The organism is Paraburkholderia sp. J11-2 (genome assembly GCF_905220185.1).
In the GTDB taxonomy this organism is placed as follows: domain Bacteria; phylum Pseudomonadota; class Gammaproteobacteria; order Burkholderiales; family Burkholderiaceae; genus Paraburkholderia.
The window spans coordinates 230,260-255,874 of the sequence record NZ_CAJMYY010000007.1 but is presented as its reverse complement, the minus strand read 5'-3'; the positions used below and the strand labels follow the sequence as shown (position 1 = coordinate 255,874).

22 protein-coding genes are annotated in these 25,615 nt (G+C 62.8%); 11 read left to right on the top strand and 11 right to left on the bottom strand.

Annotated features, from left to right (window positions below):
- Window positions 1-34: 34 nt before the first annotated feature.
- The 6 genes from U5A57_RS12565 (at window position 35) to U5A57_RS12540 (ending at window position 9,711) form a co-directional block, all read left to right on the top strand.
- Window positions 35-994, top strand: coding sequence for an ABC transporter permease (locus U5A57_RS12565; protein WP_158762149.1), 960 nt, complete (start codon window positions 35-37; stop codon window positions 992-994).
- A 106-nt stretch (window positions 995-1,100) separates the two neighbouring features.
- Window positions 1,101-2,072 carry a ribose ABC transporter substrate-binding protein RbsB gene (gene rbsB / locus U5A57_RS12560; protein ID WP_321911241.1) on the top strand — a complete coding sequence of 324 codons (972 nt, stop codon included), beginning with the start codon at window positions 1,101-1,103 and terminating at the stop codon, window positions 2,070-2,072.
- A gap of 195 nt (window positions 2,073-2,267) precedes the next feature.
- A complete protein-coding gene (locus U5A57_RS12555; protein WP_321911239.1) occupies window positions 2,268-3,299 on the top strand; it encodes a substrate-binding domain-containing protein in 1,032 nt (343 codons plus the stop codon).
- 69 nt (window positions 3,300-3,368) lie between these two features.
- The gene (locus U5A57_RS12550; RefSeq protein ID WP_321911237.1) at window positions 3,369-5,330 is read left to right on the top strand and encodes an amylo-alpha-1,6-glucosidase; all 1,962 of its coding nucleotides are present in this window, start codon (window positions 3,369-3,371) and stop codon (window positions 5,328-5,330) included.
- A 134-nt stretch (window positions 5,331-5,464) separates the two neighbouring features.
- Entirely contained in the window at window positions 5,465-8,194 is a 2,730-nt protein-coding gene (locus tag U5A57_RS12545) for an MGH1-like glycoside hydrolase domain-containing protein (RefSeq protein WP_321911235.1), read from the top strand.
- 200 nt (window positions 8,195-8,394) lie between these two features.
- Window positions 8,395-9,711: a tetratricopeptide repeat protein gene (locus tag U5A57_RS12540; protein ID WP_321911233.1), complete on the top strand. Its 1,317-nt coding sequence runs from the start codon at window positions 8,395-8,397 to the stop codon at window positions 9,709-9,711.
- Here the strand turns inward: U5A57_RS12540 and U5A57_RS12535 are convergent.
- On the bottom strand, window positions 9,702-9,860 hold the full coding sequence (locus tag U5A57_RS12535) for a hypothetical protein (RefSeq protein WP_321911231.1): 159 nt from the start codon (window positions 9,858-9,860) through the stop codon (window positions 9,702-9,704). The two genes, U5A57_RS12540 and U5A57_RS12535, sit on opposite strands and share 10 nt — an antisense overlap.
- On the opposite strand from U5A57_RS12535, the gene U5A57_RS12530 reads away from it, so the two are divergent.
- A complete protein-coding gene (locus tag U5A57_RS12530; protein ID WP_321911229.1) occupies window positions 9,859-11,055 on the top strand; it encodes a TIGR03118 family protein in 1,197 nt (398 codons plus the stop codon). The genes U5A57_RS12535 and U5A57_RS12530 overlap by 2 nt on opposite strands.
- A 3-nt stretch (window positions 11,056-11,058) precedes the next feature.
- Here U5A57_RS12530 and U5A57_RS12525 read toward each other — a convergent pair whose 3' ends face one another.
- Window positions 11,059-11,877, bottom strand: coding sequence for a TetR/AcrR family transcriptional regulator (locus U5A57_RS12525; protein WP_321911227.1), 819 nt, complete (start codon window positions 11,875-11,877; stop codon window positions 11,059-11,061).
- Between U5A57_RS12525 and U5A57_RS12520 the strand changes: the two genes are divergently transcribed.
- Window positions 11,806-12,933: an NAD(P)/FAD-dependent oxidoreductase gene (locus U5A57_RS12520; RefSeq protein ID WP_321911225.1), complete on the top strand. Its 1,128-nt coding sequence runs from the start codon at window positions 11,806-11,808 to the stop codon at window positions 12,931-12,933. The two genes, U5A57_RS12525 and U5A57_RS12520, sit on opposite strands and share 72 nt — an antisense overlap.
- 190 nt (window positions 12,934-13,123) lie before the next feature.
- Window positions 13,124-14,329 (top strand): NAD(P)/FAD-dependent oxidoreductase, encoded by a 1,206-nt coding sequence (locus tag U5A57_RS12515; RefSeq protein ID WP_321911224.1) that lies wholly within the window; start codon window positions 13,124-13,126, stop codon window positions 14,327-14,329.
- Between the two features lie 99 nt (window positions 14,330-14,428).
- On the opposite strand, the gene U5A57_RS12510 is transcribed toward U5A57_RS12515, so the two are convergent.
- Window positions 14,429-14,944, bottom strand: a complete 516-nt coding sequence (locus U5A57_RS12510; protein WP_321911222.1) for an Rrf2 family transcriptional regulator — start codon at window positions 14,942-14,944, stop codon at window positions 14,429-14,431.
- Between the two features lie 213 nt (window positions 14,945-15,157).
- On the opposite strand from U5A57_RS12510, the gene U5A57_RS12505 reads away from it, so the two are divergent.
- Entirely contained in the window at window positions 15,158-15,553 is a 396-nt protein-coding gene (locus U5A57_RS12505) for a BON domain-containing protein (RefSeq protein WP_321911220.1), read from the top strand.
- A gap of 396 nt (window positions 15,554-15,949) precedes the next feature.
- On the opposite strand, the gene U5A57_RS12500 is transcribed toward U5A57_RS12505, so the two are convergent.
- From U5A57_RS12500 to U5A57_RS12465, 8 genes are all read right to left on the bottom strand, one after another.
- Window positions 15,950-17,074, bottom strand: a complete 1,125-nt coding sequence (locus U5A57_RS12500; protein WP_321911218.1) for a porin — start codon at window positions 17,072-17,074, stop codon at window positions 15,950-15,952.
- Between the two features lie 173 nt (window positions 17,075-17,247).
- A complete protein-coding gene (locus U5A57_RS12495; RefSeq protein ID WP_321911216.1) occupies window positions 17,248-17,664 on the bottom strand; it encodes a hypothetical protein in 417 nt (138 codons plus the stop codon).
- A gap of 144 nt (window positions 17,665-17,808) precedes the next feature.
- Window positions 17,809-18,192, bottom strand: coding sequence for a BON domain-containing protein (locus tag U5A57_RS12490; RefSeq protein WP_321911214.1), 384 nt, complete (start codon window positions 18,190-18,192; stop codon window positions 17,809-17,811).
- Between the two features lie 81 nt (window positions 18,193-18,273).
- Window positions 18,274-19,848 carry a class I adenylate-forming enzyme family protein gene (locus U5A57_RS12485; protein ID WP_321911212.1) on the bottom strand — a complete coding sequence of 525 codons (1,575 nt, stop codon included), beginning with the start codon at window positions 19,846-19,848 and terminating at the stop codon, window positions 18,274-18,276.
- A 97-nt stretch (window positions 19,849-19,945) separates the two neighbouring features.
- Window positions 19,946-20,722 carry an SDR family NAD(P)-dependent oxidoreductase gene (locus U5A57_RS12480; RefSeq protein WP_321911211.1) on the bottom strand — a complete coding sequence of 259 codons (777 nt, stop codon included), beginning with the start codon at window positions 20,720-20,722 and terminating at the stop codon, window positions 19,946-19,948.
- 36 nt (window positions 20,723-20,758) lie between these two features.
- Complete coding sequence (locus U5A57_RS12475; RefSeq protein WP_321911209.1) at window positions 20,759-21,916, bottom strand: acyl-CoA dehydrogenase family protein; 1,158 nt, start codon at window positions 21,914-21,916, stop codon at window positions 20,759-20,761.
- Window positions 21,917-21,929: 13 nt separating this feature from the next.
- Window positions 21,930-23,168: a thiolase family protein gene (locus U5A57_RS12470; protein WP_321911207.1), complete on the bottom strand. Its 1,239-nt coding sequence runs from the start codon at window positions 23,166-23,168 to the stop codon at window positions 21,930-21,932.
- 50 nt (window positions 23,169-23,218) lie between these two features.
- Entirely contained in the window at window positions 23,219-24,004 is a 786-nt protein-coding gene (locus U5A57_RS12465) for an enoyl-CoA hydratase/isomerase family protein (RefSeq protein WP_321911206.1), read from the bottom strand.
- A 290-nt stretch (window positions 24,005-24,294) separates the two neighbouring features.
- Here U5A57_RS12465 and U5A57_RS12460 point away from each other — a divergent pair, with 290 nt between their 5' ends.
- Complete coding sequence (locus U5A57_RS12460) at window positions 24,295-25,323, top strand: AraC family transcriptional regulator (RefSeq protein ID WP_321911205.1); 1,029 nt, start codon at window positions 24,295-24,297, stop codon at window positions 25,321-25,323.
- Window positions 25,324-25,615 lie beyond the last annotated feature (292 nt).

Genomic DNA, 25,615 nt, shown 5'->3' with positions numbered 1-25,615 from the left:
CTTACCCATTCATTGCAATCTCGAGAGACATGACATGTCGCAAGTGACCCTCACCCCCGGCAGCCGGGCGACGCTGCAAAAGCTCGGACCCTTCGTAGCACTGCTGATCATTGCCGTGGCGCTCTCGATCGTGAGCCGCGATTTCCTCACGGTCGACAATCTGCTCAACGTGATGCGCCAGGCGTCGATCAACGCGCTGATCGCGTTCGGCATGACGCTCGTGATCCTGCTCGGCGGCATCGATCTTTCGGCGGGCTCGGTGCTCGCGCTTTCCTCCGTGATCATCGCCACGCTGCTCAGTTCCGGCACGCCCGCTATCGTCGCGACGCTCGCCGGTCTCGTGGCGGGCGGCGTGATGGGCTTTGCGAACGGTCTCGTCATCAGCAAGGGCAAGGTCGCGCCGTTCATCGCCACGCTCGGTTCGATGACGGTGCTGCGCGGCCTCGCGCTCGTTGTCTCGAACGGCAGCCCGATCAGCAGCTTCAACAGCGACTTCTTCTCGCTGCTCGGCGGCGGCTATGTCGCGCGCCTCGTGCCGATTCCCGTCGTGCTCATGCTCGTGATGTTCGGCGTGTTCTGGGTGCTGCTGCGCAAGACCGTGTTCGGCCGCCATATCTATGCAACCGGCGGCAACGCCGAATCGGCCAAGCTTTCCGGCGTGAAGGTCGACCGTATCCAGTTGTGGGTCTACACGATCGCGGGTGTCATGTCGGCGCTCGCCGGCGTGGTGCTGACCTCGCGCCTGAACTCCGCGCAGCCGACCGCGGGCACGGGCTACGAGCTCGACGCGATTGCGGCGGTCGTGCTGGGCGGCACGAGCCTCACTGGCGGCCGCGGCTGGATCTTCGGCACGCTCGTGGGCGCGCTCCTGATCGGCGTGCTCAACAACGGCCTGAACCTGCTCGACGTGTCGTCGTTTTATCAGCAGGTCATCAAGGGCATCGTGATCCTGCTCGCCGTGCTGATCGATCGCGGCAACAAGAAGTCGTCGTAACTGAATGGCCGCGTCGCGCAATGGTTGCGCGACGCGGCAACGTCTTATCAGTAGCTATCCTTAATTTTTAACTCCACACACTCCACATATAACGAGGAGGAAGACTATGCATAAGCACAACTCGCCGTCGATCTCGAAGCTTCTTTCGGCGCTCGTCGCCGGTTCGCTCGCGCTGGGCCTCGCGGCCTGCTCGAAGGAAGGCCCGGGCAGCACTGATGCGGGCGCAAGCGGCGCATCGGCGGCGGCGCCCGCTTCGGGCGGCGCGGTCACGGTCGGCCTGTCGATCTCGACGCTCAATAATCCGTTCTTCGTTTCGCTCAAGAAGGGCGCCGAAGACGAAGCGAAGAAGGACGGCGTGACGCTCATCACCGTCGACGCGCAGAACGACCCCGCGAAGCAGCAGGCGAGTGTGGAAGACCTGATCGAAAAGAAGGTCAACGTCATCCTCATCAACCCGACCGATTCTTCGGCGGTGGCCAACGTCGTGAAGGAAGCGACGAGCAAGGGCATCAAGGTGATCTCGCTCGACCGTAGCGTGAACGGCGCCGAAGTCAGCTCGCATATTGCGTCCGACAACAAGGCGGGCGGCAAGATGGCCGCCGACTTCCTCGCCGAGAAGCTGGGCGGCAAGGGCAACATCGTCGAGCTGCAAGGCATTCCGGGTTCGTCGGCGGCCAACGAACGCGGCGCCGGTTTCGACGATGAAATCGCGGCGAAGGGCGGCGTGAAGATCGCCACGAAGCAGCCCGCAGACTTCGATCGCGCCAAGGGCCTTTCGGTGATGGAAAACATCATTCAGAGCAACAAGGACATTCAGGGCGTGTTCGCGCAGAACGACGAAATGGCGCTGGGCGCGGTGAAGGCGCTGCAGGCGGCAGGCTTGAAGGACGTGGCCGTGGTCGGCTTCGACGCCACCGACGACGCGATCGCCGCGGTCAAGGCCGGCCAGATGGCCGCCACCGTGCAGCAGCAGCCCGAACTGATCGGTCAGTATGGCGTGCAGACCGCGAAGCAGCTCGTCGACGGCAAGCCGGTCGACAAGTTCATCCCCGTGCCGTTGAATCTGTACAAGCAGTAAGCGCATTTTCAGGCGCGCGCGAGCGTAGTACCATCTGACGCGAAGAGTTTCGCGTCTGCGCGCGCCTCGGAAGCACCGGGCGCCCCGTGCCACACGGGGCGCTTCGTTTGGGGTTCCCCTTCCTCACGGCCGCAGCGCCGGCTCTTCGCTCTCGCGTTCACGCGATCCCCAACCCACACCCAGCAGGAACGCCGCGTGTCCCAGTTCGAGCGTCTGACTATCGACGACATTGCCCGCCTCGCGGAGGTCTCGCGCACCACGGCCAGCATGGTGCTCAACGGCAATGCCGAGCGCTACCGCATTTCGGCGGCGACGGTCGAGCGCGTGCTGCAGGTGGCGCGGGACCATCACTTCACGCCGTCGCAATCGGCACGCGCGCTGCGCTCGCGGCGCAGCAACACGATCGGCCTCGTGATTCCCGACCTGACCAACTCGGCGCACGCCGCGCTCGCGCAGGCCATGGAGTGGCAATGCCGCGAGCGCTACCGGTATCAACTCGTGATCGTGACGAGCGACGAAGATCCGGTGCGCGAGACCGAGGGCATTGCGCATCTGGTTGCGCAGCAGGTGGACGGCGTGGTGGTCGTGCCGTGCACGGCGGACGCGCCGCGCTACGACAAATGGGTCAAGCGCTTGCCGATCGTGTTCGCCGATCGCCGCGTGGCGACAAGCGCCATTCCCTACGTGATCACCGACGCCGCCGAAACCGTGGCCGCTCTGGTCGGTGAGACGATCGAGCAAGGCGCGCGTGAAGTGGTGTTTTTCGGCGGCCAGCCGGAACTCTCGCCGAGCCGCGACCGCCTGGCGGGCTATCGGCTCGCGCTCGAGCGGCATGGCGTGATGGAGCAGGACGACTGGGTGTTTCAACGCGACTATCAGCGCGAGTCGGGCTATGCGCTGATGAAAGCCTGGTTCGAGGCGCATGGGCGCTATCCCGAGGCGCTTTTCGCCGGCTCCATTACGCTGCTCGAAGGCTTGCTGGAGTTCGTGAACGAAGCGCACCAGCTCGCACAGGCGCCGGGCCGCGTGATGACGTTCGACGATCATCAACTGCTCGACTGTCTGCCGCTTCGCATCGACGCTATCGTGCAGGACAGCGGCCAACTCGCTGAACATAGCCTGCGCTGCGTCTTTTCGCTGCTCGAGGGCGATGGCGCGCCCGAGTCGATTCAGGTGCCCGCGCAGATTCACTATCGGCAGCGGCGCGGGCAGCCTGCTCGCACGTAGACGTTTTCCTGCAGGGGCAAGCCGACGGGAGTATCGTTGCGCAGGTGATCCACGAGAGCAGGACACCCCATGACGCGCCTTGACAGCCCCATCGATGCGGAGTGCTTCGACAACGAATGGCTCGAAGCAGACGGCGCTGGCGGATTCGCCTCCGGCACCGTGGGGACCGCGCGCACGCGCCGCTATCATGCGCTGCTGCTCACGGCGAGGCACCCGCCCACGGACCGCGTGGTGCTCGTGAACGGTGTCGAAGCCTGGCTCGAGGACGGGGAGCGCAAAACGGCGCTGACCATGCAGCGCTACGCGCCGGATCTGCTTTCTCCGGATACGTCGAAAAGCATCGCAAGCTTCGACACTTCCCCGTGGCCCACGTGGCGCTACCGGCTGGACAGCGGCGGTGTGCTCACAACCGAGGTGTTCGTTGCGAAAGCGAGCCGCGAGACGGTGCTGCGCTGGCGGCTCGAAGCACCGTCCGGAGCAGGCGGCCTGGTGCTGAAAGTCCGCCCGCTGATCTCGGGCCGCGATTACCACGCGCTGCACCACGAGAATGCCGCATTCAATTTTGATGCCCGGATTGACGGCGAGCACGTGCGCTGGCAACCGTATGGCGATTTGCCTGCCATTGTCGCCCACTCGAACGGCCGCTATACCCATGCGCCGGATTGGTACCGCAACTTCTGCTACACGCGTGAACGGGAGCGCGGGCTCGACTGCATCGAGGATCTCGCGACGCCTGGCGTGTTCGCCTTCGATCTCGCCAAAGGCGACGCCGTTTTGTTGTTGCGCGCGCAACCATTGTCCAGCACGAACGATACCCAGCAGGAAGACAACGAAAGCGCGGCGAGCCGCGCACAACTGCTCGCCGGTTTCGAGGAAGTGCGCCGGGCGTCGCTCGGCTCGCGTCTGCAACGTTCGGCCAGCGCCTATGTCGTTTCGCGCGGTGACGGCCGCACGATCGTCGCGGGCTATCCGTGGTTCACCGACTGGGGCCGCGACACGTTCATTGCCATGCGCGGTCTGCTGCTCGCGAACGGCCGCTTTGAGGAGGCTGGCGCGATCCTGCTCGAATGGGCGGCGACGGTGTCCGAAGGCATGCTGCCGAACCGCTTTCCCGACGCGGGTGGTGTGCCCGAATACAACTCCGTCGATGCATCGCTGTGGTTCATCGTGGCGGTGCACGACTATTTCGCGGCGCAGAACGTGCCTCCCGAAGCGCGGCGTGTGCTGCAAGGCGCCGTGAACGCGATTCTCGAAGGCTACGCGCGCGGTACGCGCTTCCAGATCGCAGCCGACCCGCGTGACGGCTTGCTGCGAGCGGGCGTGCCGGGCGTGCAGCTCACCTGGATGGATGCGAAGGCGGGCGACTGGGTGGTCACGCCGCGCATCGGCAAGCCGGTCGAAATCCAGGCGCTGTGGATCAACGCGCTGCGCATCGCTGGGGCATGGGACACGCGCTGGCACGAACTCGATGCGCGCGCCAGCGCCGCGTTTGCCGCGCGCTTTGTCGATCCGTCTACGGGCGCGTTGTTCGACGTGGTCGACGTCGATCACGTGGCGGGTACGGCCGACAGCTCGATTCGGCCGAACCAGATCTTTGCGGCGGGCGGTCTGCCGTTCGCACTGCTGGCAGGCGATGCGGCGCGCGCGGTCGTCGCGCAGGTTCAAGCGCATTTGCTCACGCCCATGGGGTTGCGTACGCTTGCGCCGTCGGACCGCGCGTATCGCGGGCAATACGGTGGCGGCGTGCTGGAGCGCGACGGCGCCTATCATCAGGGCACTGTCTGGCCCTGGTTGCTCGGTCCTTTCGTTGACGCCTGGTTGCGTGTGAACGGCGATACGGCGGCGCAACGCGCGTTCGCGCGCGAGCGTTTCATCGCACCGCTGCTCGCGCATCTCGACCACGCCGGGCTCGACCATATTTCCGAAGTCGCCGATGGCGACGCGCCGCACCGGCCCGGCGGCACACCGTTCCAGGCATGGTCGCTCGGCGAACTGCTGCGCGTTCTCAAGCGGCTCGGCGACGCCGATTAGCTCGCACATATTGCCCGCTCCGCGCGCCGGGCAGGCAAACCGCGCTAGCATGGGAGACTCGCGGCGCATGAGCGCCGCCCGCCGTCGCAAGTCCCACCTTGGCGGCCCCACCTCGGCGGCCCCAATTCAAGGAGATGCCCATGCTGCAGCGCGCCGCCGGCCTCATCCACACGGTCGAAGGCCAACGCCTGTACTCGGCCGATTACGCTCGCTGGCAACGCTGGGGGCCGTACCTCAGCGAGCGCCAATGGGGTACGGTGCGCGAGGATTACAGCGAGCACGGCACCGCGTGGGACTACTTCCCGCACGATCACGCGCGAATGCGCGCCTATCGCTGGGGCGAGGACGGCCTGGCCGGGTTCGCCGACGAGCGGCTGAACTGGTGCTGCTCGATCGCGCTGTGGAACGGCCACGATCCGATCTTGAAGGAGCGTCTGTTCGGCCTCACGAACGAGGAAGGCAATCATGGCGAGGACGTGAAGGAGCTGTACTTCTACCTCGACAGCACGCCGACGCATTCGTATATGCGCATGCTCTACAAGTACCCGCAGGCGGCGTTTCCCTACCAGGACCTGATCGACGAAAACGCGCGGCGCGGCGCCGGTTTGCCCGAGTATGAAATCCTCGATACGGGTGCGTTCGACGACGAGTGTTATTTCGATGTGCAGATCGAATATGCAAAGCACACGCCGGAAGACATCGTGATGCGCGTGAGCGTCGAGAACCGCGGCGGCCAGCACGCATCGATCGACGTGCTGCCGCAGATCTGGGCGCGCAACACGTGGTCGTGGAAGGCTGCGGGAGACAAGCCTTCACTCACGCTCGTGTCGTCGCCGGACGGTGAGCACGTTGTCGCGCGCTGCGGCACGCACGAGCCGCTCATCGTGACGGCCGCCGCGCAAGAGGGCGCGCGCGTCGAGTGGCTGTTTTGCGAGAACGAGACCAACGTCAAGCGGCTATTTGGCATGGACGGCGCCGGCCCGTTCAAGGACGGCTTCGACGACTATGTCGTGCACGGCAACAATGGCGCGATCCGGCGCGACACCGGCACGAAAGCGGCTGCGCGCGTGCATTTCGAGATCGCGGCGCACGGCCGCGCCGTCGTCACGTTGCGCTGGCGCCCCGTGTCCGAGGCGAAAGAAGAGGTCGCGCTAGACATCGAACATCTCTTCGCGCAACGCATCGCCGAAGCGGACGCGTTCTACGGCGCGCTGCAGCGCGACATCGAGAGCGCCGACGCGAGGCTCGTGCAGCGCCAGGCGCTGGCGGGCATGCTGTGGTCGAAGCAGTACTACCAGTACGACGTGAACCGCTGGATGGAAGGCGACCCGCTGCAGCCGCCGCCGCCCGCAAGCCGCCTGCGCGGGCGCAATGCGGACTGGCGGCATCTGTGCAATGCGGACATCCTCTCGATGCCCGACAAGTGGGAGTACCCGTGGTATGCATCGTGGGACCTCGCGTTTCAGGCGGTCGCGTTCGCGCTGGTCGATCCGATGTTCGCAAAGAAGCAGATGCTGCTGCTCGTGAAGGACCGCTATCAGCATCCGAACGGGCAATTACCCGCATACGAATGGGCGTTCGGCGACGCCAACCCGCCCGTGCACGCGTGGGCGGCGTGGCGCGTGTACGAGATCGATCGTTCGATCACCGGCAAGGCAGACCGGGAGTTTCTCGAACTCATCTTCCACAAGCTGCTGCTGAACTTTTCGTGGTGGGTGAACCGCAAGGACGCGGACGGCCACAACATCTTCCAGGGCGGCTTCCTCGGACTCGACAACGTTGGCATTTTCGACCGGTCGTCGCCGCTGCCGACGGGCGGCCACCTCGATCAGGCGGACGGCACGGCGTGGATGGCGGCTTACGCGCTCGACCTCATGCGCATCGCGCTCGAACTCGCGTTTGCGAACCACGTGTTCGTCGATATCGGCGTGAAATTCTTCGAGCACTTTTTGTATATCGCGGGCGCGGTGAGTTGCGACGACGGCTGCGACACGGGCTTGTGGGACAGCGTCGACGAGTTCTTCTACGACAAGCTGAGGCTGCCGGACGGCACCAACGTACCGCTGCGCATGCGCTCGATCGTCGGACTGATTCCGTTCTTCGCCGTGCGCGTGCTGGAGGAGCGGGTGCACGGCGGCTTGCCGGGGCTGCGCGACCGGCTGGTCTGGTTCCTCCAGCACCGGCCCGACCTTGCGAGCCTCGTGTCGCGCTGGAACGAACCGGGCAAGGGCAATTCCTTGCTGCTCTCGCTATTGCGCGGGCACCGCATGAAGGCGCTGTTGCGGCGTATGCTCGACGAAGCCGAATTTCTCTCGGCCCATGGCGTGCGTGCGCTATCTCGCTGCCATCTCGAGGAACCTTTCGTTTACCGCCACAACGGCTGCGATTTCCGCGTCAAATATTTGCCCGCCGAATCGGACTCGCGCGTGTTCGGCGGCAATTCGAACTGGCGCGGTCCGGTGTGGATGCCGGTCAACTATCTGCTGATCGAGTCGCTGTACGAATTCCACCGCTACTATGGCGACGATTTTCGCGTCGAGTATCCAACCGGCTCGGACAAGAAGCTTTCGCTCGCTCAGATCGCCGACGAACTCGCGCGCCGCGTCACGACGCTCTTTCTGCTCGACCGCAACAACGAGCGCCCGGTGATGGGCGCGTACCCGCTGCTGCAGGCCGATCCGCGCTGCCGCGATCTCGTGCTGTTTCACGAATACTTCCACGGCGACAACGGGCGCGGCGTCGGCGCTTCGCACCAGACCGGCTGGACAGGTCTCGTCGCGCTGATGTTGCAGCCGCGCATGATGAGTCCGTCGGGCAACGTGCCGGTCGCGGGCGAGGTTGAAGATATGGAGGCGGTGAAGTGATCCCCGCTCGCATGTGTTTGCTTCTACCCGGCACTCGCTGTCCGTAGACGTTGGTCGCGAGATGACACCCGCCATGCCCAACCTTCGCAAACATGGCGCAAACGCCTTGCAGAGAAGCGTTTGAGCGTGCTGGCACATTCGATGCATGAACGCCGACCGGCAGTTGGACTCCACCAACTGCGGCCGGGTCGAGGTGCATCATGTCGAGCGTTGTGGATCGCGGGCCAGGCGGCCTGTCACAGGTGTGGTCTCTGATCGGGTGGATCGCCCGTGCGCCAAGAGCGCTATGGCCTTTCGTGCTCCCCTGGTTCATCCTGATCCTGGTTGCTCCATTTTGCTTGCTCGTCATTTCCGGCGCGCGCACACAGCACGTCCTGGTGCCGCCGGTGGAAGCGCCAACGGCATTCGTCAATACCGGCTATGCCCCGGAATTCCTGGCACAACGAATTCTTGCCGCCATGCGTGGGATCAGCAGCGAAAGCGACGCGGTCCCGCACGACGCTTCGCTGGCCGATAGCGACAGTCCGGATATCAAGATTCCCGGCGAGGACATGTCCTATGCCTCGATTGTCGGTTTTCTGAAATTGACGTTTTTCCGCGACAAGCCGGACGTGATCGTCCATATCGGCATTACGCATACGGGTGACAGCGCGGATGCCTATGTCGCCCATATTCAGATTGAAAACGGCCCGTTCAACGCCATGCACGACGACGTCGCGTTCAGCGCCAGTGACTTCGACAAGTCGATGCAGGACATCGCGGCCAGGGTCATGCGGCTCGTCGAACCGAACACGCTCGCCAGTCATCTCTTCACCAAGGTGCAAAAGACGCGGTGTTCGCTGGACCAATGCGACTATGGCGAGATCGACGCGATCTATGACGATGTCCTCGGCAGGCCAGGCTCGCGGGAACGCTTGTGGGCACTCGCGGGAAAAGGGTGGCTGCTGCTCAGGCAAAACCGCGCCGAGGAGGCGGAACAACTGACACGCGACGCACTCTTGCTGTACCCGCACTCGGGCGTTTTGCGAGCCAACCTCGGCATTGCGCTCGAGCAGGAGAAGCGAATCGACGCGGCGATCAGGGAGCTTCGGCTGGGTGCCCGCGAAAAGTTCAGTACGGCGGAGAACCAGCGCTTGCTCGGCGACGTGTTGTTGCACGCGCACCGGTATGACGAAGCCCTCAGCGCATTCCGCCGCGCAAACGCCATGCACGAGGACGATGTGAACATCCTCCATGACTGGGGTGAGGCGCTCGTCGACACGGGACAAAACGAGGCGGCGATCGCCAGGCTGTCCCGCGCGGTCGAACTGCGGCCGGACCTCGCGCCCTCGTATGAACTTTGGGGGCAAGCGCTCGAAAACGAAGGTGACCTGTCTCACGCGGCTCAGAAGTATGCCGAGGCCGACAAGCGTGACAGTGGCGCGCTCTCGCCGCACGAGAAGCAACTGGCGCTGCTGGGCGCGCCGCACAAGCCGCCGGCATCGGCGAATGTGCTGGTGTCGGGCGCTCACGCGTAGCGCGCGTTGCCCGCCGCCCGCTTTTCGCTAGCTAGTTCAGTCATTGCGATCGCACGCGACATCTCCCCTATTTCTTCGCTGGAATAAACGCCGCTTCCTCCTCGTTCTTTGTCCGTTAGTCCGGTGGACTGAAAGAGGAGTGCGGTCATGAAGCCTCTACTCGCCGTATTCGGCGTCGTAGCTTGCGGTGCGGCCATCGCGACACTCGTGTCGTGTGGCGGCGGTTCCAGTTCCAGCGGCAACTCGAACAGTACGAGCACGCCGGTCCAGTCGTCGTTCGCAGTGACGGCCCTCGTTTCGGATGGCGCAGTGGCGGCCGCGCACACCGACGCGAATCTGAAGAACCCTTGGGGTGTCGCCTTCAATCCGAACGGTTTTGCGTGGGTTGCGGACAACGGCACCAATGTCGCGACGCTGTATGACGGCAACGGGGTGCCGCAATCGCTGGTGGTCACGATTCCCGACGGCAACAACGGTTCGGCTTCGCCCACGGGCATCGTCTTCAACGGCACACAGAGCTTCACGGTCACGGAAAACGGCAAGTCTGGCGTCGCGGCGTTCATCTTTGCGGGCGAGGGCGGCACGATCACCGCGTGGGCGCCAGCGGTCGGGCCCACCAATGCGTTCGTCATGTACGACGACGGCACGGGCGGCGCCGTGTACAAGGGTCTCGCGCTCGCGACGATGAACAACGCCAACTTCCTCTACGCGACCGACTTCCACAACAACAAGATCGATGTGTTCAATTCTTCGTTCAGCAAGGTCACGGCGCCCGGCGCCTTCACGGACCCGCTGATCCCGGCCGGCTTCGCGCCGTTCGGCATTCGGGCGATTGGCTCGAATCTGTTCGTCACCTACGCGAAGCAGGACGCGGCCAAACACGACGATGTCGCGGGCGCGGGGCTCGGCATGGTCGACGTGTACGACACGTCCGGCAACCTGAAGCAGCGCTTCGCGTCGGGCGGCGCGTTGAACGCGCCATGGGGCATTGCGCAAGCACCTTCGAATTTCGGCACGATGAGCGGCGCGATACTGATCGGCAATTTCGGCGATGGCACGATCAACGCGTTCAATGCAGCGAGCGGCCAGTCGATGGGGCCGCTCGTTGCGTCGAACGGCAGCGCGATTGTCGAGCCCGGTCTGTGGGGCATTGCGTTCGGCAACGACCTGAGCAATCAGCCCTCCAATACGCTGTTTTTCGCGGCGGGGCCGAATGACGAGGCCGATGGTGTGTATGGAAGGATCGATCTGAACGCAGCGCCGAGCACAGGCACGGCTACGGGCACCGGCACGAGCACGGGCACCGGCACGAGCACGGGCGCAGGGACCAGCATGGGCATGTAGCGCTCAACGTCCGTGCGCTGACTCGATGCCAAGCAGGATGAGGTCGATTCCAGCGAGAAAGTCGGCACGGTCGTCGTGCTCGCGCAACTGTCTGGCCACGCTGCGGGTGAACGGATAGTCTTCGGGATCGAGCTGCGACCACACCGAGGCGACCTCGTCCAGAAAGTGGGTTCGATCGGCATCTTGCGCGCGAGCGATCTGCGCATTCGCCGCGTTCTGGCCGCTCACGCCGAGGATATAGCTCAGCAATGCGGACGCCGTTGCCAACTGCGCGTCGTCAGGCACGTCGAGTGCGCGAATCTGCTGGCCCAAACGTTCAAGAATCCGAACCATTGCCGATTGCGCCGGGTTTCGCGCGAGCACCGAACCCACCCACGGGTGGCCGTCGATCGCGTCGAACAGACCCAGCGCGAGGGCGCGCATTGCCTCTCGTGGCGTGGCGCCCGGCAATGGCGCGTCCATTGTGAGAGCCACGATGGCGTCGCAGGCGGCGTTCAGCAGATCGCTCTTGTTTTCGACATGCCAGTAAATCGCGCCGGGACCGGTGGCAAGCCGCTCGGCCAGCGCGCGAAACGTCAGGCCGCTTTCGCCGCTGCTATCCAGAAGCGCGATCGACACCTCGATGATCCGCTCGCGCGAGAGCGAGTCCTCACGCCGTTGAACGCTCCGCGCCTTCTTGACCATGCATCCTCTTGACGTCTCTGGAACAATGTTCCATATTACTATGGAACATTGTTCCAGAGGAGCAGGATGAAGACATCGATTGCAATCATCGGCGCGGGACTCGGCGGGCTCATGCTCGCTCGGGTCCTCCACGTTCACGGTATTGCTTCGACGATCTATGAGGCGGAAGCCTCGGCGAATGCGCGAGCGCAGGGCGGCATGCTCGACATTCACGAGAACAATGGGCAGCTCGCGCTGAAGGCAGCCGGACTCTTCGACCGGTTCCTCGAAATCATCCATCCCGGCGGGCAGGCGACGCGGGTTCTCGACAAGGGTGGCCGGGTCCTTTATGAGCAGCCGGACGACGGAACAGGCGGGCGACCAGAAGTCCCGCGTGGAGAATTGCGGCGGATTCTGCTCGAATCGCTGCCTGCCGGCGCGGTGCGCTGGGGACAGAAAGTCAACACGGTGTCTCCTCTCGGCGGTGGCCGGCACGTTCTGACCTTTGCTAACGGCTCGACAGTGACAACCGATCTCCTGGTGGGGGCCGATGGCGCGTGGTCGAAAGTCCGCCTGCTCTTATCTGACGCGAAACCGGCCTATGTCGGCACGGCATTCATCGAGACGTATCTGTTCAACTGCGACACGCATCACAAGGCGAGTGCCGAAGCGGTTGGCGAAGGTTCCATGTTTGCGCTCGCGCCGGGCAAAGGCATCGTCGCACACCGCGAGCCGGGCGGCGTGCTGCACACGTACGTACAGCTGAACCAGTCTCAAGACTGGATCGACAGCATTGAACGGTCCGACCGGCCAGCCGTTCTGGCCACGATTGCGAATGCGTTCGATGGCTGGGCGCCGGCGCTGACTGCGCTCATCACCGATGGCGAAACGGCCCCCGTGTTTCGCCCGATTCATGCGCTCCCCGTGGCGCACAACTGGCCGCGCACGCCTGGCGCGACATTGCTTGGCGATGCGGCGCACCTGATGATCCCATCTGGCGAAGGGGCCAACCTGGCCATGCTCGACGGTGCAGAACTCGCAAAGGCCATTGCCGCGCATCGCGGCGACGTGGAAGCCGCGCTCCTTGCGTACGAGACAGCGCTTTTCCCTCGCAGTGCGTGCGAAGCGGCGGCGGCAAAAGCGGTGCTCGATGTCTGTCTCGGCGGCGATTCGCCGCGGAGTCTGGTCGACTTCTTCAAGTCCCATCAACCGTAGCCGCATGCCGCTTCGCGGCCTCGTTGCCTGAATCGTCAACAGAGTGTCCCAAATAGGGCACTTGCATCTTTAAACTCCGACTCATAGAATCCGAGTTATGCGTTGCGCAGGCGCGACGCGGATCACACGACCGGAGATTGCGGCGCGAGCCACGCCCGAATTCACGTATCCCTGCATTGGAGAAGCAAAAATGTCGAAGCGTATTCTTGTTATTGGTGCCGGCTTCGCCGGCATGTGGAGCGCACTCAGCGCAGCGCGGCTGCTCGATGAAGCGGGGCGCACGGACGTGGAAATCACGCTGGTCGCACCCGACCCGCATCTGCATGTCCGTCCGCGTCTGTACGAAGTAGGTCCTGCGAATTTCAGGGCGCCGCTCACAGAGATCTTCGAAGCGACTGGTGTCAAGTTCATCCAGGGCACGGTCGAGCGCATTCACGTGGAGCGTCGCGCAGTGGATCTGACCGGCGCAGACGGCCAGCACACTACGCTCGGCTACGACCGCCTCGTGCTGGCGACCGGCAGCCGGCTGTTCCGCCCGTCGATTCCGGGCCTCGCCGAACACAGCTTCAGCGTGGACCAGACCGACGAAGCGGTCGAACTGGAAGCGCACATCGGCAGTCTGTCCAGCCAGCCGGAAACGCTCGCGCGCAATACGGTAGTGGTGGCGGGCGGCGGATTCACCGGCATCGAGACCGCGGCGGAAATGCCGGCACGCCTTCGCGCGGCGCTGGGCGAGCACGCAAACGTGAAGGTGGTCATCGTCGAGCGTAACAATGAGATCGGTCCGGACCTGGGCGCAGGCCCGCGCCCCGTTATCGAAGAGGCATTGGGCTCGCTCGGCGTGACCTGGAAGCTCGGTGCGGGCGTCGCTTCAGTGGATGCCGGCGGCGTCACGACAACGGACGGCGAGCGCATCGAATCGAACACGGTGATCTGGACGGCCGGCCTGCGCGCAAGCGCGTTGACCGCACAGATTCCGGGCCAGCTCGACTCCATGGGGCGTCTTCACGTCGATCGCAACCTCGCGGTGGAGGGCGTGCCCGGTGTCTACGCAACGGGCGACGTCGCTCGCGCGGCCACCGACGACGAAGGCAATCACACGATGATGTCGTGCCAGCACGCGATGAATCTGGGGCGCTCGGCAGGCCATAACGTCGCCGCCGATTTGCTCGGCCTCGAGCAAATTCCGTATAGTCAGCCGAAGTACGTGACGTGTCTCGATCTGGGCCCGTGGGGCGCGGTCTATACGGAAGGGTGGGAGCGCGAAGTGAAGTTGCAGGGCACCGAGGCGAAGAAGCTCAAGCACCAGATCAACTCCGAGTGGATCTATCCGCCGCGTGCGGACCGTGAGCAGGCGCTCGCCGCAGCAGATCCGCTTCGCATCGTGGTTGCGTGATCCGTTAGGAAAGCGACGGATTGGGTCAAACGCGGAAGCCTCGGTGAAGGCTTTCGCGTTTTTTCTTGCACGCCAGAAGGGTTCGCAAAGCGGCGCTGGCTATCCGCGACGATTGGCGGCGCGTTCCGTGAACCAGTCCACCACGTGATGGTGATAGCTGGCAGGCGCCTTGGAATACGCGCGGGTGGCGAGATCGGCAAGCGAGTGTTGCTTGAGTTCCGCGCGCATGGCGCGCTCGGCGCCCTGCATCACGGCGTGTATCGAGCAGGTGCCGCGTGTGGCCCACGCGGGCGGCTCGTCGTTGAACACCGCACATTGGCTGCGCACCTCGCGGCAGTCGAAGAGCGCCTTCTCGCCGTCGATGGCGTCGACCACGTCCAGCACCGAAATGTTTCGTGCGGGTTTCGCGAGCCTGAAGCCGCCGCGTATGCCTTCGGTCGACTCGACGATGCCGGCCTTGGCGAGGCGCGTGAAGAGCTTGGCGGCGTAGTCGACCGGCACCCCCTGCATTTCCGCGAGGTCGCGCACGCTCGCCTCGCGCACGCCGGCAGACGTGCCGGCAAGATAAAGCAGGCAATGCAGTCCGTATTCGACGCCCGTGCTGATATGTGACATGGTTATACGACGACTTTGTGTATCGGAGTTGTTAGGGTAGCGTAGTGCGGCGCCGAAGTCACCTCCTGCGTCGTCCGTTACTTCATCTGCGGTGGTTGTGCGCGGGCATTGTGGCGGTTCCAGGCCACCGTGGACGCGACGCGCAAAATCCTGTGCGAACATATGCGTGCAAGTGGCGCTTTTCCTCGGTAGACACGACCCGAAGGAGGCAGCATGAACAGAAACGGTGCGAGCGGCCCATTGGGCACCCTCGGCGCGATAGCGTTCGTTGCCATCGCAAGCTGCGCTGCCAGTGCTGGCAGTGCGTACGCGCAAACCGGCATGAACGACCCGCCAGGTGTGGCCGTGCAAAGAGTCTCGGCATCGACGCCCGGTACCCGGCCCGATACTTCGATCGTGCGTGACGTGCGCCGCGCCATCAGGCGCGTGCCGGATCTCGACGATTCGGACATTCACATTCGGGTTAGCCATGGCGTCGTCACGCTCACGGGCTCGGTGCCGGAGACCTGGCAAATCTCCCGAGCCGCCAATGCGGCAAGACCGGTACTGGGCGTGACGGCCGTGAGGAACCAATTGAAGGCGCAGAAAGAGGGGGCGGCCAGCGAGTAGCGTCTCGCAGTGCTTCCTGGTAACTGTACCTGGAAATCACGCTCTTTGATCGGTACGTTAGTTAACAAACTGCCGTGAAGCGCCCTCGGCGATTGATTGCGCGGGGATGTGATGGCGGAATTTGTACTTCAGGACGGTTTTGAGTAAGCAGAGCGAAAGAATGCGAGGAGAAATGGCCCAGGCTGACCATGGTGTGACCCGCGCCCAAAGCGGAAATGGGATGAGGCATAGGGGGATGACTCCTTCCGAAGGTGTGGCTCCGGTGACCCTGAACCAGACCGGGTCCCGGTCGGAAGTGGAGATTTCCCGCCTGGTTGAGTTGTCAGGCGAGGCCGATTCCCTTGCCTGACGGACGAATTCGGTACCCATTCGTCGAACATGACGATGACGCAGTTGCTAGAAAACGTGACGGATACCCAGCATGACCGCTGTCGTGGCCATGCCGGGCGCCACGGGCTGGCCATAGGTAAGTGGCTGGGTCATTGTTCCCCGGTTGTTCACGTGCCCCACCTGGCCGTAGACGAGCGTAGCTTTCGACAGGCTGTACTCCGCGCTGGCTGCCACTGCGGTCGACTTGTTGGCCGAGTTGTTGCGGTCTTTCAGGTAGTACACGCCGCCGGTAACCTTGAAGGCAGGCGAGAACTGGTAGCCGAGGCCGCCCGAATACAGATCGAGATTGACCTGCTCAGACTGCGCCGGATTCCTGCCGTTCGAATATGATGCGGAAACCGAGAATGCGTGGAACGTATATAGCGCTCCCACGTAGAAAAGGCGGTTATTGGCGAGTCCCGTAGGCACCGTTGTCGGGCCGGGATTCGTATCGTGGCCAAGGTAGTAGCCAACCGCAAAACGAAGGCCATAGTTCGAGTATTTCAGTACGGCGGACTCCCGCGTGTTCCCCTGGAAGCTGCCCGGTACACCTCCGGGTGCATACTCGAGCGCGGCGGACAGGCCGGCGAACTTTGGCGATTCGTAGACAATTGCATTGCTGTCGTACAACGCGCCGATTGGCCCGTTGGTGCTGATGCCCTGCCAGCCCGCAGCCTGGTTCATGCCGAGCCATGCAGTCAGAATGCTGCCGAAATACTGAGCCCCTCGTACGTCGGTCTCGGCCATTGCATAGGTAATCGGTACGATCTGGCGACCGAAGTTCACTGTGCCGAACGGTCCCGATATACCTACGGACGCGATCTGGTTGAACAGTGCGGCCACGCCCGGCGTATCGCCCAGGTTGAATTTGCCAGTGCCGCTGTCGAACTCACCTTGCAATCTGAAATTGACGCGATACCCGCCGCCGATGTCCTCTGATCCCTTGAGTCCCCAGTAGCTTGCATAGATGCCGCCATCCTTGTAGCGAAAGACCTTGCCGAGGTTGGTCGCCGTCGGGCTCAACGTGGCCGCCGAAGTACTTTGATACAACATCCCGGCATCGACGACACCGTACAGCGTCACTGACGATTGTGCGTGTACTGCACCACCTGTTGCCGCTAAAGCGGCCGCGGCTATCCATTTCACTTTCATTGCGTCTCCGGTTTTTTTGCTCTAAAACAGTCTTGCGACTGCTGTACGTGCTGAACACGTTGGATGCTTCGCTTCCATGCCAACTGCGCGCGTCGAAGGTTTTCTAGCTACGTTCTTATTGGTTCGGTATACTAAAAAAATAAAAAATGAATAAAAAAGCAGAGTTGCCGCGCCTACTGTCCGTGCAAATAGAGGTACCCAATAATCCAGGCGACGGCACCAATCGGGATCGCCGTTCGGGCTAACGTGATCCGGCGTGTCGGTTGAACACGCTTCATGTCGTGGTCTACGCAATCGCGCGTCGCGACCAGAAAAACGCGGAACGTGTTGGCCGCAACGGCGGCGAGTCCCAATGCAGCCTTGACGAGAACGAGCGTTGGAGCCGGCCACATGCGCATCAGCAGCAGCACCCCCGTGACCATAGTGGTCGCGATCAGCGGCGCCTCCACAAAGAGACCGATCCTTCCACGCATGGCGGCGACGATGGGGCGCGAATCGGGTGCTCTCGCTTGCGCCTCGTTAGCTGCTTTCACCGCTAGAACAACAAGCCATGCGGCGACGGCAACGCCATGCAGTACCTGCAAATTCATGTTCCATCCTTCACGGTGTGCACGTACGCAGCGGTTGGTGCATGCCGCCAATGCATGGCGTCGGCCAAAACACTGTTCCTGTGCAGCAGGCGCCTCAGGCTATTTGCGAACCCTCTCGCATACTTCCCCCGTTGTGCGAGCGTTTTACGCACCGCCAAACGGTTTCTGCACGGTCAGCTTGTTGGTCACGGAAGTCACCCCCGCAACGCCCTTCGCGATCTGCGCAACCTCATTGACCTGCGAAGCGTCCGCGACTGTGCCGCTCAGCGTCACCGCGCCGCCTCTTGCGACGATGCTGATATTGCCGGCGCTGATCGCCTTGTGCTTGCCGATGGCGGCATACACCTGCCGGCGCAGCGCACGATCGGCTTTCCTTGCGCTGACGGGGGGCGCTGCGCTTTGCGTAACGGATGCAGCCGGCAGACCCGCAGGTACACTGGCCGTCTGGCCTGGCTGCGACCATGCGCTGCTGGACGCGGCCAGCGTCAATGCGGCAATCGTCAATGCGCGTGCCTGAATGCTTTTCATCAATACTCCTATTGTTGTGACGGACGGAATCAGCAGGCGTGGTGGATACCGATCAAGGCACGCGTGCCTTGCCAGAAATGGCTAGCTGACCTTGCGCTGCAAGTTTTGCCAGTACTTTTCCTTGACCGCGCGCCGCAGTACTTTGCCGACCACTGAGGTCGGCAGTTGCTCGACGAACACCAACGACTTCGGCGCCTTGTAGCTGCCGAGCTTTTCCTTCGCATGCGCGATCAGTTCGGCGGCCTCGACCGAGGCGCCGGGACGCAGCAACACTTCCGCATGCACAGCCTCTCCCCACTCAGGATGGGGAACGCCGACCACAGCGGACATCATGACGGCCGGATGGGAGGCCAGTGCCGCTTCGACTTCGATCGCGTAGACGTTGAAGCCGCCGCTGATGATCATGTCCTTCAACCGATCGACGATGTACAGGTAGCCGTCCTCGTCGATGTAGCCGAGGTCGCCCGACTTCCACGCCCCGTCGGCAAACTCGGCGGCCGTCGTTTCCGAATTGTTGTAGTACCCCTTGATGACGGCACGGCTGCGGATGTGGATTTCGCCTGACTGGCCGGTTGGCAGCGGGTTGCCGTGCTCATCGGTCACGTAAATTTCGACGCCTGGCGTCGGCCGGCCAGCCGAGGATAGACGTTGGATGCCGCTCTCAGTCTGCTGTCCGGTCTCGTGCTCGTGCTCGGGCTTGTCGAGCGTCGACACAAACATGGGGACTTCGGTGGCGGCGTAGACTTGCGCGAAGATGGGACCGAAGCACTTGATCAGGTCTTCGAGCCGGGTGGGACTCATCGGTGCTGCACCGTAGATCAGGGTGTTCAGCGAAGAGAGATCGCGCGGGTTGTGGTGCTGCAATTCGAGCAGACGGTATAGCACGGTCGGCACCAGGAACGAATGTGTCACGCGCTGCTGTTCGACCGTTTGCCGCCATTGCTCGAGATCGAGCTGATTGAGCGTCAGGTTGGTGCCGCCGGCATAAAAAGTCGGTAAGAAAACGACCAACGTGCCATGCGAGAGCGGCGCCACATGCAACGTGCGTGTGCGGTAATCGAAGCCGAAATCCGGGTTGCTGAAACCGCCGTCGCGGCAAGCCATCAGATTGTCGATTGAGTACATCGCGCATTTGCCCTGGCCAGTCGTGCCGCCGGTGAAGCGCAACATGAAGATGTGCTCGTCGTCGTCCAGTTCGACGTTGGCGTCGAGTTCGGAGGCCGTGTCGACCAGGCTCCAGAACGCACGCACGCCGGGGCGCGCGGCCTGTTCCGGCGCCGGGTCGTCCATGACGACGATCTCGCAGCCAGCCGCGCGCAACATGGCGTAGTAGCCATCGAGCAGGCGCGTTTCGATGAATACGACCTTCGGCTTGACCAGTTCGATCTGACGCGCATGTTCTTGCGGCGCGTCGCGCAGGTTGGTCATGACCACCGTACCTTCCTGCTTGAGGACGGTTGGCAACAACATCAGGCTCAGGTTGTCGTTATCCAGGATGAGCAGAAACTTGTCGCCTTTGCCGACCCCGAGCGTGTTGCGCAGCACATCCGCTATGCGGTTGGTCAGCAGATGGTATTCGTGGTAGCTGTAGCTGCGGCCGCGCTCCACATTGACGATCGCTTGCCGGTCGCGAAAGCGCAGCGTCATCAGTCGCATGATGCGGCAAAAGTTCATCTTCATGGACTTGTCTCCTTTGTACTTTTGCCCTCCCTCTTTTTAGAGGAAGGGCAGCTCTGTCGCTAGTGCAGCGCGATTAGCGCGCGCGCAGGCGTGACGCTGCGTCCAGGCGGATCGTGTGCGCGTTGAGGTAGGCGTTTTCGATGATGAAAGCGCAGCAGTGCGCGAACTCGCGCATGTCGCCCAGGCGCCTCGGGGCTTCGATCTGCGTCTTCAGCGCGGCTACGATCTTTTCATCGAGTGTCTGCACCATGGGTGTCAGGAACAGGCCGGGCGCAATGGCGTTGACACGGATGCCAACGTCACCGAGTTCCCGCGCAGCCGGCATGTTCATGCCGAGCAGCGCCGCCTTGGAGGCGGCGTAGGCGACTTGTCCGATCTGTGCCTCGTAGGCGGCACCCGAAGAGATGTTGATGATCACGCCACGTTCCTCGCCGGCCTCTGCTTCGTTCGTGACCATCTGCTCGGCGCATTTCGACATGACGTTGAACACGCCGTTGACGTTGACGGCAGTCACTTGTGCGAACTTCGCCAGCGGCGTGGCCTTGCCGTCCTTGCCGAGCACCTTGCACGGTGTGGGCAACGCCGCGCAATTGATGCAGACGTGAACCGTGCCGAAGCGGGCAGTCACAGCGGCGACCGCGTTCTGGACCGATTCCTCGCTGGCCACGTCGGTTTGCACGAACATCGCCTGGTCGGTGCCGACATCCTCGAGCGCCTTGGCGCCGGACTCGGCGTTCAGATCGAAGATGGCAACGCGCGCGCCTTTTTCCTGTACCAGATAGCGTGCCGTGGCGAGGCCGAGGCCCGAAGCGCCGCCGGTAATGACAATGACTTTTCCTTCAATACGCATGACATGTCCTGTGGATTTTGAATGCGCCTCAGCGCCTTAGAACGCAGGCACGCCAGTCAAGGCGCGGCCGATGATGAGTTGCTGAATCTGGGTCGTGCCTTCCGGAATCGGTGCGACGATCGCCTCGCGCGCGAGCTTCTCGACGAGGAATTCGGTCGTGACGCCATTACCCCCGTGGATCTGCACGGCCTGGCGGGCGATTTTCACGGCTGCCTCGCAGGCGAAATACTTGGCCATTGCCGCTTCCATTTCGGCCGGTACGCCGGCTTCGATCATCGACGCTGCGCGGTAGGTCAACAGGCGCGCTGCGTCGACGTTGGTCGCCATTTCGGCCAGCATCGCCGCGATCAACTGGTGACCCGCGATAACCTTGCCGTGCTGGCGGCGATCCTTCGCATAACGAATCGCTTCTTCGAGCGCGCGGCGACCGATGCCCAGCCCCTGGGCAGCGACGAATACGCGCGACCGTTCGAACAGCGAGAGCGTATTGCGCAGTCCCTCGCCTTCATTGCCGATCATGTTGGAGGCCGGCACGCGCACGTCGGTCAGGAAGATCTGTGCGGTGGACTGGCTGTTGAAGCCGATCTTATGGATGCCGCGGACTTCGTAGGGGTGTTCTTTGCGGTCGAGCAGAAAGTGGGTGAGCCCCTTGCGCGGGTCGTCGCTAGTGCGGCAAGTGCAGATCAGGAAGTCCGAGTACTCGCCATTGCTGATCCAGGTCTTTTCGCCGTTGATGATGAAATGATCGCCATCGCGGCGCGCCCGCGTTCTGATCTCCAGTACGTTCGAGCCGACGTCCGGTTCCGAAATGCCCATCGAGACGAAACTGTCTCCGCTCAACAGGCCGGGCAGGTAGCGTTCACGCAAATGCGGTGGGGCAACCTTCTCGAGCAGCACTACGCCAAATGAATTGATCAGCACCGGCACCGACAGGTCGGCCGAAGTGGTAGCGACCTCCTCGAACAGCATCAGCGAAGTCAGCCAATCCAGGCCCATGCCGCCGTTGGCTTCGCTTGCGATGCCCGACACCAGCCCGAATTCCGTCAACCGACGCATGATTTCGGCCATCTTGTCGCGCGGCACGAACTTGTCGCGGTATTGCTTGCTGAAGATCGGATCGATCTCGGCGTCGAGGAAGCGCCTCAGTCCATCGATGGCAGCCTGTTGCTCTTCAGTGCGAAGTACGTGTCCCATTTTGGTATCCTTATTATTTCGCCAGTATGTTGACGCCGACTACGGCCTCTTCGATGCCATACAGGCCGCCGCCGTTTTCCTGAATGGCGATGCGTGCGTCTCGAACCTGACGCTGTCCAGCTTCGCCGCGCAACTGCGTCACCAGTTCGTGAATCTGGCCTAGACCGGTAGCGCCGATCGGATGGCCTTTCGATTCGAGCCCGCCGGACGGATTGACCGGGATGCGTCCTCCGACTGTGAATTCGCCACGTGCGGCCGCGGGGCCGCCTTCACCGAACGGCACGAGCATCAGCGATTCGGCGTTGAGGATTTCGCCAATCGCCGAGGCGTCGTGCACTTCGGCAACGTCAACGTCCTCGGGCGCGACGCTGGCCTGTGCGTAGGCCTTCTTCGCCGCGAGGTGCGCGATGATTTTTTGCGGCTCCTCGACACTGCGCGTCGTGCCGGTCTGAATCACGCTGGCCAGCACGCGCACGGCGCGGCCGGAGGCGCCCCGCAGGCGCTTCAGGCCGGCGGCGGTGCACAGGAGAGCGGCGGCGGCGCCGTCGCTGATCGGCGAGCACATGGCCGTGGTCAGCGGGTAGGTGATCGGCGGCGAAGCCAGCACCTCGTCGATCGTCATGGGCTGCTGGAATTGCGCCAGAGGGTTATGCACCGAGTGCTGGTGGTTCTTGGCCGCGACCGCGGCGAGTTGCTGCTGCGTGGTGCCGTATCGCTTCATATGATTGCGGCAGATGGCGGCGTAGACGTCCATGAACACGCTGTATGGACGATCGGACATCGTGCCGGGCGGGGGCTCCACGCCTTCGCCCAATGCCAGCAGCGTCTTCTTGTTGTCCTCGACAGTCGAGACGTCCCAGCCGCCATCGAACGCGGCAAACATCCTGGCCTTGTCGGCGATGTGCATTTTTTCCGCGCCGACGGCGAGGGCTACGTCGCAGGCTCCAGCCCGCAGCGCCTGCACAGCCAGGTTGAATGCGGAAGAGCCGGCGGCACAGGCATTTTCAACGGTGAACACCGGAATGCCTTCGATGCCGATGCGGCGCATGGCGATGGGCCCAGGAATCGCGGTCTGCCCCTGGAACTGACCGTTGGTCAGCGTGGCATAGAATGCCGAGCCGATGTCGGCAGCCTCTGCGCCGGCATCTTTCAAGGCCAGGGTGACGGCCTCACCGACCATGTCGTATACGCTGCGTTCGAGCAAGCGCCCGAACGGGGTCATGCCGACACCGGCAACATAGATATCGTTCATGTCATTCCGGAAAGAGGGATGAGAAGTGCAGGATGAAGGAGTGGGGCGGCTCAACGGCCCTGGAATTGCGGCGCGCGCTTTTCGGCGAATGCCTGCAAGCCCTCCTGCAGATCAAAGCTGCGCAGATGGCGACGCAACATGACTTGCTCATGCAGCAACGCGTCGTCCCGGCTCTTGTCTGCGGACACGCGCGCGACTTGCTTCATGCGCCGCAACACGACAGGGCTCTTTCCGGCAATCTGCCCGGCGAGTTTCATCGCTGCATCGGCCAGTTCGCCATCGGGATGGACTTCGGATACGAAGCCGTAAGCCTTCATCTCGGCTGCCGAAAGCGTCTTGCCGGTGAACAGCAGATACATGGCGACGTTCTGAGGAATGAGGCGCGGCAAAACCGCTGCGCCGCCGGCGCCGGGATAGACGCCAAAGTTGGCATGAGCGTCCCCGATGGCAGCGCTTTGCGCAGCGATGACGATGTCGGCGCACATGGCCATCTCCAGCCCCCCGGCCATGGTTATGCCGTTGAGTGCTGCGATCACCGGCTTGGGGAAATTGCGCAGGCGCGCAAGCGTTGCGTCGGCACGGTCGAGGAAATCCGCTTCGCCGGCCTCTGTGTTCTGACTGGCCAACACTTCCTTCAAATCTGCGCCGGCGCAGAATGCGTGGCCAGCGCCGGTCAAGACCAGGACGCGAATGTCATCGTCAGCGGCGATCTGTGCCAGCCGGCGGTCCAGTTCGGCCAGCAGCGCCATATTCATCGCGTTCATCGCCTTGGGGCGATTCAGTGTCAAACGCGCAACCGCACCGGTTGGTTCAAACAGCAAGGTTTCTTCGGTCATAACGTCTCCGGGTGATGCATGAATGTTGTCGTGGCGGCGAGGCACAAACCTGTCCGCAGCAGGAAGTGATATTAGGCAGGGGGCGAAGACCGCGCGGCTCTTTGGAACGAAAAGTGCATTCCGCAAAGCGATCCACAGTCGTCGTTCGTGGAACGCGCCTGTGAGAAGCGACTGTGGAAGGAGGGGCGTCGTCCCGGCACGGACGAAGGGCGGCGGCCGCAAGCGCGCCTTGACTCGTTCAATGGCGGTGTAGAATCGACCGCACCACCGTCTGTCAACATCGCCGCGCCTTGAAATCCGACCGCCAACCCTCCATCGTCGCAAGGCAGGAAGCGACGACCATAGCGGGCTACTGCTCGGCAATCGCCAAGACTCTGCAAGCCAGCGGAATGGACAGCGAGCGCATTTTTCGCTCCGTCGGCGTGCCACCCCAGATGGTGAACGGCCCGATGGTCCGGCTGCCTGTTGCCACCCTGACCCGGCTATACCGTGCCTGCGTGGAGGCCACCAACAATCCGTATTTCGGCCTCTCGGTCGCCCGGCACATCCATATTTCCAACTTGCATGCGCTTGGCTACGCGCTCGCCGCCAGCAGCACGCTGCTCGACTTCTGTCGCCGGCTGGAGCGGCACTTTCGTCTGGTGTCGCAATCGGCGACCGTTCTTGTCATTGAAGAAGGCGACACAATCGCCGTACGCGCCACCGATTTCAGGATCGAGGTTTGTGGCGAGACTGAAGATGCCTTCGTCGGTTTCCTGGTGCAAACGATGCGCATGTTGTACAAGCCGGGCTTCAACCCGTTGTCCGTGGCATTCCATCGTCCAATGCCGCGTGAGGGCGACGAGCCGTACCGGGCCTTGATGCGAGCGCCGATCAGTTTTTCGAATCGGGCCACGACGCTGACTTTCGACAGACATGAGTTGATGCAGCCGCTCGGCGGAGCCTGCCCGGAATTGGCGCAAGTCAACGACAATATCGCGAATCAATATCTTGCACGCCTGGACAAGAGCGACGTGGTGACCGGTGTCACGCAGAAAATCATCGAATTGCTGCCTTCCGGCGAGTGCAGCAGGGAGAAGGTAGCCGAAGCGTTGTGTGTGAGCCCGGCGACTTTGCAGGTGCGGTTAGCGCAGCGCGGCACCCATTTCCTGCAGATCATGGACGACACGCGCCGGGAACTGGCCTGCAATTACATCCAGCAGCGAACCGGCTCCGTAACCGAAATTGCTTTCTTGCTTGGATTCACCAGCACCAGCAATTTCGCGCGCGCATTCAAGCGATGGACCGGAAAATCGCCAACGCAATTCCGGGACGATTGAAACGAGCAGAAGGTTTTGGCGAGCAACAACGCTCAGTCGATGCCGTCACGCTTACTGGCTCCTGTGCGAGACCGGACGCGATGGGGCAACCCGGACTTCTCGATTTGTGACTGAAATGCCGTGAGCGGCCAGTTCTGCCTTATCGACCCAACGTGTGTAGCGCCGCCTCGACAAAAGTAGCCACATCATGGTTTTCCGCCTTGGGACCGAGTTTCACGCGAGTTTTTGTACTGTGTTCTTCGATTTGAACGATCGGCTCGACACTCGTTCACCTTGCATCGCCTCGTTCATA

Coding starts and splice junctions, on each gene's coding strand:
- U5A57_RS12565 (WP_158762149.1), top strand. CDS start 35: ATGTCGCAAGTGACCCTCACCCCCGGCAGCCGGGCGACGCTGCAAAAG.
- rbsB (WP_321911241.1), top strand. CDS start 1,101: ATGCATAAGCACAACTCGCCGTCGATCTCGAAGCTTCTTTCGGCGCTC.
- U5A57_RS12550 (WP_321911237.1), top strand. CDS start 3,369: ATGACGCGCCTTGACAGCCCCATCGATGCGGAGTGCTTCGACAACGAA.
- U5A57_RS12545 (WP_321911235.1), top strand. CDS start 5,465: ATGCCCATGCTGCAGCGCGCCGCCGGCCTCATCCACACGGTCGAAGGC.
- U5A57_RS12540 (WP_321911233.1), top strand. CDS start 8,395: ATGTCGAGCGTTGTGGATCGCGGGCCAGGCGGCCTGTCACAGGTGTGG.
- U5A57_RS12530 (WP_321911229.1), top strand. CDS start 9,859: ATGAAGCCTCTACTCGCCGTATTCGGCGTCGTAGCTTGCGGTGCGGCC.
- U5A57_RS12535 (WP_321911231.1), bottom strand. CDS start 9,860: ATGACCGCACTCCTCTTTCAGTCCACCGGACTAACGGACAAAGAACGA.
- U5A57_RS12520 (WP_321911225.1), top strand. CDS start 11,806: ATGAAGACATCGATTGCAATCATCGGCGCGGGACTCGGCGGGCTCATG.
- U5A57_RS12515 (WP_321911224.1), top strand. CDS start 13,124: ATGTCGAAGCGTATTCTTGTTATTGGTGCCGGCTTCGCCGGCATGTGG.
- U5A57_RS12510 (WP_321911222.1), bottom strand. CDS start 14,944: ATGTCACATATCAGCACGGGCGTCGAATACGGACTGCATTGCCTGCTT.
- U5A57_RS12505 (WP_321911220.1), top strand. CDS start 15,158: ATGAACAGAAACGGTGCGAGCGGCCCATTGGGCACCCTCGGCGCGATA.
- U5A57_RS12500 (WP_321911218.1), bottom strand. CDS start 17,074: ATGAAAGTGAAATGGATAGCCGCGGCCGCTTTAGCGGCAACAGGTGGT.
- U5A57_RS12495 (WP_321911216.1), bottom strand. CDS start 17,664: ATGAATTTGCAGGTACTGCATGGCGTTGCCGTCGCCGCATGGCTTGTT.
- U5A57_RS12490 (WP_321911214.1), bottom strand. CDS start 18,192: ATGAAAAGCATTCAGGCACGCGCATTGACGATTGCCGCATTGACGCTG.
- U5A57_RS12485 (WP_321911212.1), bottom strand. CDS start 19,848: ATGCGACTGATGACGCTGCGCTTTCGCGACCGGCAAGCGATCGTCAAT.
- U5A57_RS12480 (WP_321911211.1), bottom strand. CDS start 20,722: ATGCGTATTGAAGGAAAAGTCATTGTCATTACCGGCGGCGCTTCGGGC.
- U5A57_RS12475 (WP_321911209.1), bottom strand. CDS start 21,916: ATGGGACACGTACTTCGCACTGAAGAGCAACAGGCTGCCATCGATGGA.
- U5A57_RS12470 (WP_321911207.1), bottom strand. CDS start 23,168: ATGAACGATATCTATGTTGCCGGTGTCGGCATGACCCCGTTCGGGCGC.
- U5A57_RS12465 (WP_321911206.1), bottom strand. CDS start 24,004: ATGACCGAAGAAACCTTGCTGTTTGAACCAACCGGTGCGGTTGCGCGT.